The sequence below is a fragment of the Paenibacillus sp. FSL L8-0340 genome, assembly GCF_038593145.1.
Classification (GTDB): Bacteria; Bacillota; Bacilli; order Paenibacillales; family Paenibacillaceae; genus Paenibacillus_AQ.
In genome coordinates, this window is the sequence record NZ_CP151967.1 from 4,009,309 (window position 1) to 4,021,993 (window position 12,685).

The window sequence follows — 12,685 nt, forward strand, 5'->3', positions numbered from 1 at the left end:
GAGGAGAAGGTTGGAGATGCTTTTATCTACACTCTATGAATTTGCAGCCAAGTTCCGTAAGATGGCAGATGAGTTTGATGGTACCTCCGGGCGAAGTGTGGAACTTACGGGTATTATAGACGATTACACCGGGTTTATTATGAATCCTTGCAATCAGGAAATTTGGGAAAAGTTAGAACCACAAAGCTCCAAGGAAGTGATGCGGCTTACAGCAGAATTAAGAGAGGTTTCGGCGAGATGCGTGTCCATTATGGAAAAGTACCGCGCTCTACATGTCTTGAACGGGAGTGAGGAACGAACCGAATATTTTGCTAATATTGAATCCGGTATTGAGCGTGAATTCGGAAGCTTTCAGATCGATTCAGAGTCCAGGGTAGTCATGGTAGGAAGTGGCGCGTTTCCAATGACGCCGATGCTGATAAGCAGACGTACGAATGCAGAAGTCCTTGGAATTGATATAGACGAAGAAGCGGTAATCCTGAGTAATAAAGTGCTAAGCAAGTTAGGAGATTATTTGCCGGTACGTCTTGTAACAGGGTTGGTTATTCAGTATGAAACGGAATTGAAGCAGGCAACACATATCATATTCAGTTCAACCGTGGCGGAAAAGTATAATCTGCTGGACCAGTTGTATGCGTTAACCGGCCAGCAGGTCGTTGTAGCAATGAGATACGGGAACCGGTTAAAATCCCTCTTCAATTACCCTATGAAAACTGTTAATGAGACGAAATGGATACTTGCCGAGCAAATTCTGTGTCCTGATCAGGTTTTTGATGTAGCGCTGTATTGCAAGTCTCAGCCGGGATCTTAACAAAGGAGGCTGTATATGGACGACTTCAAGCGTGTATTATTACTCGGAACCGGGCCAGTCACCATTCAGCTGGCTGTTCTGTTCAAGAATCATTTCCAGTCCCAGGTTGGAATTGCCGGAAGAATCTCACACAGATCAGAACAGGTTATGGCCGCACTTCGTGAGAGCGGGAACCGGTTATTCACTGCAGTACAGAACGAATCACACCGCCTAATGAAAGGTGAATGCTGTGCGGACCAGGTATTTCAAGGCTATGAGTCGATAACGGGGGCTTGGGATACTGTAATTTTATCCGTAACAACCGATGCATATCTGCATGTATTGCGCAGTCTGAACAAAAATCTGTTACTGCAGGTTAAATGCCTCATTCTAATTTCTCCTACTTTGGGCTCTAACAGCTTAGTCCACAATTACATAAAAGAGATGGGGTCTGAGGCAGAAGTTATCAGTTGCTCCACTTATCTGGGGGATACTCGCTGGATTCACGGTGTACCGTCGAACGGTGCCATTACTACCGGAGTTAAAAGAAAGGTGTTCATCGGCTCTACTCGGGGCACTTCATACAATCTTGATTCGCTGAACCAGCTTTACAATGTATTGGGGATTACGCTTAGTGTCATGAGGTCTCCGCTGGAGGCGGAGAGCAGGAATATCTCCTTATTTGTTCATCCGCCGCTTGTCATGAATCACTTCTCGCTCAGTGCAGTCTTCGCTCAGAGTCCCGGCAGGAAGTATGTATACAAATTATTTCCGGAGGGGCCGATTACCCCCCGGCTAATTCATGAAATGCTGGAGTGCTGGAAGGAATTATCGGGGCTGTTCGAAGCGCTTAACCTGCCAAGCTTAAATCTCCTGAAGTTCATGACAGACGATAGTTATCCGGTCCGGGCGGAAAGCTTACCACAGCATGATATTGACAACTTCTTGTCAATGGAACCTATCCATCAGGAATACCTTTTATATATCCGTTACGCTTCCCTGCTGATCGATCCGTTCTCTGAGCCGGACCAGGAGGGAAAATACTATGATTTCTCCGCAGTTCCGATCCATCCTGTATTTATAAACAGGGAGGGAGAATGGGACATTCCACGGATGCCCAAGGAAGATTATTACCGTATCAAAATCATTCAGGGGATCGCCGGTCAGTTGAAGCTGAGTTGTCCAACGATTGACAAGTTCATTGAGCGTTACGAGCAACAATTAGTGATTACCGCTCATGCACTCCAAGGACAGGCTCTATCCAAGGCATTTCATGTCCAATCATTTTCTGAAGATATCAGAATAGTAAATATGGGGGGGTTCAAATGAAAAAAAGATATACTATTATCTTGGCAGCACTGGCATCAATGGCTGTATTAGCCGGATGCGGGAAAGCAGAGAACGGACAGACGAATGCATCCAAGCCAAACCAAGAACTGGTTTACGCCACTGTAAAGGATATCAATGATATGAATCCGCATTTGTATCCCGGCTCTATGCCTGCGCAAGGGAAGGTGTACGAATCGCTGGTTGAGAATACACCTGAAGGAATTAAGCCCTTGCTTGCAGAGTCATGGGATATCTCGGCGGACGGGACTATCTATACGTTCCATCTGAGAGAGGGCGTTACCTTCCATGACGGAGAGCCGTTTAATGCGGAAGCTGTTAAACAGAATATTGACGCAGTCCAGCATAATGCCGTCAAGCATACCTGGATCAAATTGTCGACCAAAATCGTGAATACCAAGGTCATCGACGAGTTCACCTTTGAACTGACCTTGTCTGAGCCTTATTATCCGGCATTGCTTGAGCTTTCCATGACGAGACCTTATGTCTTCCTTTCCCCGAAGGACTTTATGAATGGGGAAACCAAGGATGGGGTTAGCGGTTATAACGGCACAGGCCCTTACCGGCTAACAGAGCATAAAACGGACCAGTATGCGGTGTTCGAGGCCAATGAACATTATTGGAACGGCGCACCGGAACTCCAAAAAATCACGGCAAAGGTGCTTCCGACAGGGGAAACGACATTCCTGGCCCTGCAAAAAGGAGAAGTTAATTTTGTCTTTACCGATGACCGGGGGACTGACAGTATTGATGCGGAGGCCATGGACCGGCTGGCTGAATCCGGAGACTACCAGGTAGTGAGAAGTGAGCCGATGAACACGAAAATGATCGTGGCCAACAGCGGCAAGGCAGACAGTCCCGCACATGACAAAGCCGTCCGCGAAGCCATCTGGCATGCCATTGACCGGGAAACGATCGCCCGGCAAATCTTCAACGGCAAGGAGACTCCCGCCGGCACCTTATTTTCTTCCAATGTGAACTATGCTGATCTCGGACTACAACCGCGGGCCTATGATTTGCAGGCAGCAGAGGGTCTGCTGGAAGAAGCTGGTTGGACGCATTCAAGCGGAGATATCCGCATGAAAGATGGCAAAGCCTTAACCATGAAACTATATTATGATGCGGCTTCCTTATCCCAGAAGACACAAGCGGAACTGATTCAGAATACCGTTCAAGGTATAGGTATGCAGCTGGAGCTGATTGGTGAGGATTCTTCCTCTATTGCGAACCGTAGATCAACGGGGGATTATGATTTGTTGTTTAACCAGACATGGGGACTTGCCTATGACCCGCAAAGTACAGTCTCTGCATTTACTTCGGAAACAGCTTATTATCATGCCACAAAAGGTATTGCCCAGGCGGAGCAGCTTATCAGCCAAATAGAAGAGGTCATGGTGACCACCGATGAGCAGAAACGAAAATCTCTGTATACGGATATTTTAACAAAGGTCCATGAAGAGGCAGTGTTCATTCCGCTTACAAATGGTAATCTTACCGTGGTTGCTCCGAGCAGTCTGCAGGGAATTACCTTCAAGCAGACTCAATTCGAGCTGCCCTTCGAGAGCATGCACTTTAAATAAACCGGAAATGGAAGGGGAGGTCTGTATGAGCGGATTTATCCTCAAAAGGACACTGCTGGCAGTTCCGCTGCTTATCATCATTTCGTTTCTGACCTTTGCTCTGAATCATCTGTCGCCGCTGGAACCGGCTGAGGTTGTTCTGCGGTCACAGGGAGTACCTCAAATTACCGAAGCGTTAATCGCAGAGACCAAAACAGCACTGGGCATGGACCGGCCGTTTCTGATCCGTTATTTCGATTGGCTGGGCTCCTGCTTCCGGCTGGATTTCGGCGAATCCTATATAACAGGTACTCCGGTGTGGTCCCTGCTCGGGCCAGCCTTTCTTAATACTCTGAAATTGACGATGGTATCAATCGTTGCGATTTTTGCGCTGTCCGTCGGACTCGGAATCCTCTGTGCTTTGAAAGAAGGCAGGCTGCTGGACCGTTCAGTACGCGGTGTTTCGTTCTTCCTGACCTCCATGCCGTCCGCATGGCTTGCAGCAATGATGATCTGGTATTTCTCTGTCAAGCTGGACTGGCTGCCGACCAGCGGCATGGATTCCTTAGCGGGGTACATCCTGCCGGTGATCATTCTGACCGTCAGTTATGCCGGAATCTACTTCCGTATAGTCCGAAGCTCCATGTTGAGCCAGTTATATGAGGATTACACGCTATATGCCAGGGCTTGCGGGCTGCCTGAACGGAAAATTACGATGCGTATGTTAAAGAACTCCATGCAGGTCGCCGTATCAGTGTTCTGCATGGCCGTTCCGATTATTCTGGGAAGCACAGTAGTCGTGGAAAGTATCTTCGCCTGGCCGGGACTGGGAACATTGACCGTGAATTCAATCCTGGGCCGGGATTTCCCGGTCATCCAGGCTTATGTTCTGGTTCTGGCTGCCTCCTTCGTGCTGTTTAACACCTTGTCAGATCTCATTAATGCAGCATTGAATCCCCGATTGAGGAAGGAGTTCTAGATGACTGTATTTCATAAAATGTGGAGTGACAAGTTGGCTGCCTTATCTCTGACGGTCACCGCACTGGTCGCAATCATTGGAATTTGTGCGCCCTGGTTCGCACCCTATAGCCCGGAACAAGTTCGTATGGAGCTGCGTTATGCTTCACCGTCCTGGCAGTACCTGCTGGGCAACGATCATCTGGGACGCTGTGTATTGTCTAGATTAATTTACGGAATCCGTCCCAGTGTCCTCTGGGTGTTTGTGGCGCTGGCGGTATCTGCAATCTTTGGAGGCCTTCTCGGATTCCTGGCGGGCTATTTCAGGGGCAAGACGGATAACATCATCATGAGAATCTGCGATATCATGCTCTCCTTTCCCGGTTATGTGATGTCGCTGGCTGTAGTCGGTATATTGGGACCGGGAATCCAGAACATTCTGATTGCCTTCGTCATTATGAAATGGGCCTGGTTTGCACGCGTCATCCGCACCTCGGTCATGCAGTATGCCGATGCTGATTATATAAGATTCGCTAAGGCGCTTGGAATGGGCAACTTTGCCATCATCATGAAGCAAGTTCTGCCGGTAGCGCTTCCGGATATTGCGGTGATCTCCAGCAGCGCATTTGGCACCATGATCCTTCAAATCTCCGGCTTGTCCTTTCTCGGATTAGGCATTCAGGCTCCTCATGCAGAGTGGGGAATGATGCTGAATGAGGCCAGAGGAGTAATGTTTTCACGGCCGGAGCTTATGCTGGCCCCTGGATTGGCTATCGTTATCGTAGTTTCGGCGGTTAATTTCTGCTCCGATGCGCTGCAAGCGGCACTCGATCCTAAATTACAAAGGAAAATCCGCAAATTCCCGCGTAGTTTGGCAGTGTTCTCCGCCAAAACAAAAGGGGAAGAGGTGGCATAGATTCAATGGTTACGCTGGATGTTTCGAATTTACGGATATGGGACAACCTGAGCGGCAAAATAATCGTTTCGGATAGCTCATTCCAGGTTAGACAAGAGAGCTGCCTCGCTATTGTGGGGGAGAGCGGCAGCGGAAAGTCTGTCACCTGCCGGGCAATCATGAGGTTGAACAAATCCAATATTCATCAATCAGGGAGTATGCGGCTGAACGGGGTTAATCTCGCTGAACTTTCCGAAGCGGAAATGCGAAAGCAAAGAGGCAGGCAGCTGTGTCTGATTATGCAGAACGGCATGCGAGCCTTTGATCCTTCAAGTGTAGTCGGAAGTCATTTCAGAGAGACACTGCAACAGCACTATGGCTGGAACCCGAGTGATATAACGTCCAGGATGGCCAAGGCAATGGAGAGCGTCATGCTTAAAGATCCGGTTGCCCTCATGAACAAATACCCGCACCAGCTTTCCGGGGGGATGCTGCAGCGGATGATGATTGCGCTTGCTATTGTTCTTGAGCCCACGCTGATTATCGCCGATGAGCCTACGTCCGCCCTGGACACCCTTTCACAATTTGAAGTGATGGAACAGCTGATTTCCTTGCGGGCAAACACAGGGTGCTCCATGATCTTTGTTTCACATGATTTAGACATGGTGAAGCAGATCGCTGACGACATTGTGGTCATGAAGGACGGCGAGATTCTGGAGAGTGGAAGTGCAGCTGATATATTTTCAAATACCCGACATGAATATACCAGGCACCTAATAGAAGCAAAGCAAGTGCTGAACCGGCATTTTAGCAGCAGGATGGGGGGCTTAGACCTTGTTGACCGTTGATCAGGTGGAGAAATCCTATGCAGGCAGGGGGTTGTTCTCCCGCAAAAGCAAGAAGGTATTACACAATATCAGCTTTACATTAGAAGCAGGCGAGGTATTAGGGATTATTGGCGAAAGCGGGAGCGGTAAGTCTACCCTGGGGCGCTTGCTGCTTGGCATTGAGAAGCCTGACCGCGGGACCATACAATTCGAAGGAATAAACATAGGTGAGCGGGCAGGCAGAAGGGGGAAGATCAGCGCGGTATTCCAGGATTATACTTCATCGATTCACCCCTATTATACTGTTGAGAAAGCCTTGGCTGAACCCCTTCAACTGTTGGGACAGAAAGGCAGGGAAGTCGAAGAGAGGATTGACCTCCTGCTGCGTCAGGTGGGACTGGACCCTTCTTACCGTAAGAAATATCCCCATGAACTGTCAGGAGGTGAAGCACAGCGGGTGTGTATTGCCAGAGCAGTTTCGACGGAGCCAAAATGCATTCTGCTGGACGAAGCAGTCAGCTCACTTGATGCTTCGGTTCAATTTCAAGTGCTGGAGCTGCTTAAGAAGCTGAAGGAATCGTACGGGATGAGCTATATCTTCATCACTCACGATATCCAGGCAGCAGTCTATCTGTGTGACCGCCTGATGTTTGTCCGCTATGGACAAATCGAGGAGATCTTATCTGCCCACCAATTAAACGATGTCCGGTCTGAGTATTCCAAAGACATGCTTCGGATGGCTTTACGCTTAGCCGGCCCAGGTGAAGACCGCAGCGTTGACCTGGAGAACCGGAAGGAGAGAATACTGTGAAGGGAGCCCTGTCCTGGCCCTTTCTGCGCCTGTATGTATTGACCCTCTTATATTTCAGTGCAAACTCTATTCTTAATGTAATCATCCCTCTTAAGGGAGAGTCCCTGGGCGCCAGTAACTCAACCATTGGCCTAGTTATGGGAGCCTATTTGTTTACGACCATGTTTCTGCGGCCCTGGGCCGGCCAGTTGATTCATCAGCTGGGTCCGGTTAAAGTACTGCGTGTTATTTTGGTAATGAACGCAGTCGCTTTGTCTCTTTATACATTTACCGGATTAGGCGGATATTTTGTCGCCCGAATGCTGCAAGGGGCATGTACGGCTTTCTTCTCTATGTCGCTGCAGCTGGGCATAATTGATGCCTTATCAGAGAAAGACCGCTCGCAAGGCATTTCCATGTATTCGCTTTGTGCATCGATGCCCGGTGTAATAGGTCCTTTACTGGCTATTAATATCTGGGAAACCGGGGAAATGAGTGTTTTTACAATAACACTTGTCGGAATGGCTGTCCTTACTGGAGCTGTAGGCTTCAGTGCCACGATGAAGACGGAGTCGGATAACCGGCCGGCTGCTCAGAGAACCGGCATGCGGGGTTCGTTTACCCAACTGTTCACGAATCCACATTTATTTCGCTGCAGTATACTAATGCTGGTATCATCCATTGTGTTTGGCGCAGTCACAACCTTTATACCTTTGTACGCAGCTCAGATTAATCATGGCAGTGCAGCCGTATATTTGATGCTGCAGGCGGCGATGATTGTCGCGGCACGGTTTTTTTTGCGGAAAAAGATTCCTTCAGACGGACGATGGCATCCTGTGTTTGTAACTTGGATTATTCTCGCACTCACGGTGGCGTCCTTATGCACGGGGTTTTCTATTGTCGGCGGATTTGCAGTCTTTTATAGCGGCGCTTTATTAATGGGATTAGCCCAGGCCATGCTTTATCCGACCTTAACAACTTATTTGACGTTCGTGCTCCCGGAGAATAACAGGAATGTGCTGATCGGTTTATTTATTGCAATGGCTGATCTCGGCGTATCGCTTAGCGGAGTGATTATGGGACCGGTTGCCGATTTATTATCATATACCTGTGTGTACCTTATTTGTTCATTATTGGGAGGCTCGTTATTATTCTTTATATATAACCAGCAAGGCGAAAAATTCAGAAGCTCCGGTTAACGGAGTGATCGCTGTGACTGCTGGGCATAGGTAGCACCTAAAAAGCAGCATTCTCATCAAGAGAATGGCTGCTTTTTTGTTAGGTATATTGCATTACTTCATCAGCTCAACCTTAGTCCCTCGACAAGCATGGGCCGATATCATGCAGGGAGCCGCATTCAAGGTATCACTGTGAAAATGTCTTCAAGCTTTGCTAAACGCCATGATCTACAGTCCATCATGCAAACAGTAAACGGTGGTTCAGTCCAGCCATTTCAAATATATCCGATGACCATGTTTTTATTGGAACTGTATTTGGAGTGGGGTATAAATTCTTGGTGAGTCATGATGTTTAATAGAGGCGGATTGAGCAGAAAGCTTCTTATTTCCCATGTCGGTGTTGCCCTTGCTGCTCTTCTGTCTATTGTCTTGCTTGTGAACTTGGTAATGAACATCTCGTTTAACCAATATCAGAAGAACCAGCAGCAGACAGAAATACAAGGTTTACTGGATGATTTAGAAGACGCTTATAATGTCTCTACCGGCCACTGGAATACAAACATTTGGATGACCATTTCGCACCAAGCGATGATTAGTGATTATATGGTTCGTGTTTATGACCAAAACCGTCGCTTGATTTGGGATACTAGTCAAATGGGCATGCAGATACAAGTGAATTCCCAGTCTGCACAAGACACCATTAAAAAAATAATCGTAAAAGGAAATCAGCAGGTAGGAACATTGGAATTTCTACCAGAGAAAGAAACGTCGCAAAGTCTGGATCAGCAGTTTCTGCGAATGTTTAACACCTTGTTATGGGCCGCAATGATACTCGTAATTGTCGGGACGTATCTGTTCAGCCGCTATATGGCCAAAAGCATTAGCCGACCTCTCTTAGAGATTAAAGATATTGCTTCGAAAATGAGGGAGGGGGATCTCAGCTCCCGGGTTGAAGTGTTAAATCAGAATACTGAAATTGATGGCGTGGGGCGTACACTCAATCATTTGGCTGATGGATTGGAGAAGCAAGATCAACTAAGGAAATCACTGACCGCTGATGTGGCCCATGAGCTGCGAACACCCTTAACAACAATTCAAAGCCATTTGGAAACCTTTCAGGATGGCATTTGGGAACCGACGCCGGATAAATTACAAGTGTGTCATGATCAAGTCCTGCGACTTGTCAGGCTCATCAGTGATTTGGAAAATCTGGCTGCTGTAGAGAATCCAATGGTTCAGCTTATGACGGAGGTCGTCTCACTTAACGAAATCGTTAGTGAGTCTTTAAATACGGTATGCAGCCAGTTTGGGCAGGAAAGACTTTCAGCTGACCTGATAAGTAAAAGTGACGTTTGGATCACTGGGGATCGTTCGCGGCTCCTTCAGGTATTTGTAAATCTGATAAGCAATGCCTTCAAATACACGAGTTCTGGAAGTGTTCATATTGAAGTGTTAAAAGAGAATGCAGAAGGCGTCATTATCGTTTCCGATACCGGAATGGGTATATCTAAAGATGAGCTTCCCTTTATCTTTGAACGTTTTTACCGCGGAGAGAAATCAAGGAACCGGAAAACTGGCGGAGCCGGAATAGGACTTGCAGTTGTTAAAGCCATAGTGGATGCTCATGCCGGCTCTATTCATGTTGAAAGTGAGATGGGAAAGGGAACTACCGTTCACGTTCGTCTTCCATTAATTCGATGAAAGGATGAGAGAAAATGATGATGGGTTATGGCTTCGGATTTGGAATATTTGGATTAATCATCAATTTTTTACTGATCGTAGGTGTAATCTATTTGGTGATAAGATGGGTTAGGGGAAATGGGAACTCACGATTTAATGACAATACACCAAGAAGAATCTTAGATGAACGCTTTGCAAGAGGTGAAATCACGGAAGAAGAATATTACCGGATGAAGAACATTTTGCGGGATTAAAAATTAATGGAGATATGGTAAAATAACAATGAGCCCTTCACTCTTGTGAACGGCTCTTTTGTTATTTATAATTCTAGCTTGACTTATTATTATCATTTAAGATATTTTTTATACGGCCAAAACATGATCGGAATTAGCAATAAAGAAAGGATACTACCGGTATAAGAGAGAGTTGAATAGCTCGAATGTGCAACCACCATACCTGATAATGCTCCTCCGGAGGCACCCGCCAATGCTATTAGAACATCTACAGATCCTTGTACTTTGGCTCTATTCACAGGCGTAGTTGAATCTACGATTAAAGCAGTTCCACTAATTAAACCGAAATTCCATCCCAATCCCAAAAGTGAAAGAGCAACTATTAACATAACCATGGAGTCGGCAGGTGCAAGTGCAGCTACAACCCCCGAAGTAAGTAATGTTACACCTGAAGCAACAGCCATTATCTTGCGCCCAATTTTATCAACCAATATCCCAGTAATTAAAGACGGGAGATACATTGAACCGATATGAAATCCTATAACTAAACCTACATCTCCCAGCCCATGTCCATGATGCTTCATATGTACAGGTGTCATTGTCATAATGGCCACCATAACAATCTGCGTTAAAATCATGACCGAAGCCCCAAGAATTACACCTCTTCGCTCTAAAGACTGTTCCGATTGATGATCAGGATATTGTTTGGTATCAACTGAATGTACGGCGAGAGCATTCGCGATCAAAAGCGGATCAGGACGAAGAAATATGAGAAGTACAATACCAGCTAAAATATATGCCACTGCTGCTAAAATAAATGGCCCGCCTAGACTTGGAATCCCAATTGAAACCGCAAACTCTCCAGTTGTGTTAACAAGATTCGGTCCGGCTACTGCTCCAATGGTTGTAAATACCATAGCCATGCTTGCTGCCGTTGCTCTCTGTTTAGAGTTTGCTAAATCCGTACCGGCATAGCGTGCCTGTAAATTGGTTGCTGTTCCTGCACCGTAAACAAGAAGGGCGGGAAGGAGCAGCCATATGCTATTTAAAACGGCAGCTATAATAACGCCAATGGCTCCTATACCACCTGTAATAAATCCCAAACCCAATCCAAATCTTCTACCATGCTTCTGAGATATTCTACCGACCAACAAGGCTGCGGCTGCTGAACCAAGTGTAAATAATGCTGTCGGAACACCAGTGAAGTCATCTCTACCAAGCATATCCTGAGCCAGTATCGCTCCTACAGTTACTCCAGCTGCAAGTCCTGCACCTCCAAAAATCTGGGAAAAAATCACGGTAATCAATGTCCGTCGATACAGCTTCCTCTGTTTATCAGGTGATTCAATGTAACTTTTTATTATATCTTGTTGTTTAGTTGAAGATTTCGTGATCTGCATTAAAAACATCCTTCCACAGCATTGAGCTAATAGTATTGAACAACTTTAGAACGTCACCGTCTTATCAGCCCACTCAACAAGTTCTACGCAATCATTCATTGTGGAGATAGGACACTGAGTTAAATCTTCCAACTCTCTAGACTTCAAGCATGCCCCGCAAGCCAACAATTCTCCGCCTTGATCATTAAAAGTTGTCATTTGTTCAAATACATTATGTTGTGGATGGGTAATAGACTCACATTCTACGGCTTCTCCCATTAAGAAAAACCTAACTTTATGTTGTTTCTTTAGTGCCGCGTTAGCGAATCGAAACGCATTCCACGCTTTCTCGGACTCTTTTGTTTGGAGAATAATCCCTAACTTCATGGAGCTAACACTTCCTTACCTACATAGTCATTCCATTCATGAACGCTTTTATCCAAACGATACGCATCAAATCCCTGAGCTTTAAGCAATTCAATAGCTTTAATAGCCATTAAACAATAAGGTCCACGGCAATAAGCGACAATTTTAGTGTCTTGTGGCAAAGCGGATAACTGATCAGCCAGTTCTTCAATTGGGAGCGATATTGCTCCTGGAATATGAGCTGCTTCATATTCATCGTTTGGTCGTACATCCAGAAGAGTGACCTCTCCAGATTCTAAGCGACTTAGTAATTCATCCATTGACACTGCTTCAACTTCTAAAAATCGGCCCATAAATTGATCCTTTATGTGTTGTATTTCAATTAACTGTTTTTCTGATAGATCATAAAAAGAGTTCAAGAAATGCAAAACAGCTGGATCGGCTAATTCATAATAGACGAAATTTCCACGCTTTTTATAATCGACAAGCTTCGCGTAATAGAGCGATTGCAAATGCTGCGAAACATTTGCGATAGACATAGAAGTAATTTGTGATATTCTCTCAACTGATTTTGGACCTTGTGTAAGTACATCAAGAATCTCTATTCTTTTCGGACTAGATAGACATTTACCAATGCGAGAAAATTCCGTAAATAACACATTTTTAAATTCTCTCTCGTTCAAA

The 12,685-nt window shown here is 46.0% G+C and carries 13 protein-coding genes; 10 read left to right on the top strand and 3 right to left on the bottom strand.

Annotation, left to right across the window (positions count from 1 at the left end; all coding sequences use genetic code 11):
• Positions 1–16 precede the first annotated feature (16 nt).
• The 10 genes from NST07_RS17795 (at position 17) to NST07_RS17840 (ending at position 10,277) form a co-directional block, all read left to right on the top strand.
• Positions 17–811, top strand: coding sequence for an SAM-dependent methyltransferase (locus NST07_RS17795; RefSeq protein ID WP_341378750.1), 795 nt, complete (start codon positions 17–19; stop codon positions 809–811).
• 15 nt (positions 812–826) lie between these two features.
• The gene (locus tag NST07_RS17800; RefSeq protein ID WP_341378751.1) at positions 827–2,119 is read left to right on the top strand and encodes an opine metallophore biosynthesis dehydrogenase; all 1,293 of its coding nucleotides are present in this window, start codon (positions 827–829) and stop codon (positions 2,117–2,119) included.
• Positions 2,116–3,717, top strand: a complete 1,602-nt coding sequence (gene nikA, locus NST07_RS17805; protein WP_341378752.1) for a nickel ABC transporter substrate-binding protein — start codon at positions 2,116–2,118, stop codon at positions 3,715–3,717. The genes NST07_RS17800 and nikA overlap by 4 nt, the downstream gene beginning before the upstream one ends.
• 25 nt (positions 3,718–3,742) lie before the next feature.
• Positions 3,743–4,675 (top strand): nickel/cobalt ABC transporter permease, encoded by a 933-nt coding sequence (gene opp1B, locus NST07_RS17810; RefSeq protein WP_341378754.1) that lies wholly within the window; start codon positions 3,743–3,745, stop codon positions 4,673–4,675.
• Positions 4,676–5,569 carry a nickel/cobalt ABC transporter permease gene (opp1C, locus tag NST07_RS17815; protein WP_341378755.1) on the top strand — a complete coding sequence of 298 codons (894 nt, stop codon included), beginning with the start codon at positions 4,676–4,678 and terminating at the stop codon, positions 5,567–5,569. It begins immediately after the preceding gene.
• Positions 5,570–5,574: 5 nt separating this feature from the next.
• Positions 5,575–6,396, top strand: a complete 822-nt coding sequence (locus NST07_RS17820; RefSeq protein WP_341093469.1) for an ABC transporter ATP-binding protein — start codon at positions 5,575–5,577, stop codon at positions 6,394–6,396.
• Positions 6,383–7,186 (top strand): ABC transporter ATP-binding protein, encoded by an 804-nt coding sequence (locus tag NST07_RS17825; RefSeq protein ID WP_341378758.1) that lies wholly within the window; start codon positions 6,383–6,385, stop codon positions 7,184–7,186. Before NST07_RS17820 ends, NST07_RS17825 begins: the two co-directional genes overlap by 14 nt.
• A complete protein-coding gene (locus tag NST07_RS17830) occupies positions 7,183–8,364 on the top strand; it encodes an MFS transporter (RefSeq protein WP_341093472.1) in 1,182 nt (393 codons plus the stop codon). The genes NST07_RS17825 and NST07_RS17830 overlap by 4 nt, the downstream gene beginning before the upstream one ends.
• Before the next feature lie 345 nt (positions 8,365–8,709).
• A complete protein-coding gene (locus NST07_RS17835) occupies positions 8,710–10,044 on the top strand; it encodes an ATP-binding protein (RefSeq protein ID WP_342479884.1) in 1,335 nt (444 codons plus the stop codon).
• A gap of 14 nt (positions 10,045–10,058) precedes the next feature.
• Positions 10,059–10,277: an SHOCT domain-containing protein gene (locus NST07_RS17840; protein ID WP_342479885.1), complete on the top strand. Its 219-nt coding sequence runs from the start codon at positions 10,059–10,061 to the stop codon at positions 10,275–10,277.
• Between the two features lie 92 nt (positions 10,278–10,369).
• On the opposite strand, the gene NST07_RS17845 is transcribed toward NST07_RS17840, so the two are convergent.
• Genes NST07_RS17845 through NST07_RS17855 form a run of 3 tightly spaced genes read right to left on the bottom strand, consistent with a single transcriptional unit; the run spans position 10,370 to position 12,684 of the window.
• Complete coding sequence (locus tag NST07_RS17845) at positions 10,370–11,656, bottom strand: MFS transporter (protein WP_342479886.1); 1,287 nt, start codon at positions 11,654–11,656, stop codon at positions 10,370–10,372.
• 45 nt (positions 11,657–11,701) lie between these two features.
• Complete coding sequence (locus NST07_RS17850; protein ID WP_341093479.1) at positions 11,702–12,022, bottom strand: DsrE family protein; 321 nt, start codon at positions 12,020–12,022, stop codon at positions 11,702–11,704.
• Positions 12,019–12,684 (bottom strand): metalloregulator ArsR/SmtB family transcription factor, encoded by a 666-nt coding sequence (locus NST07_RS17855; protein WP_342479887.1) that lies wholly within the window; start codon positions 12,682–12,684, stop codon positions 12,019–12,021. Before NST07_RS17855 ends, NST07_RS17850 begins: the two co-directional genes overlap by 4 nt.
• Position 12,685 lies beyond the last annotated feature (1 nt).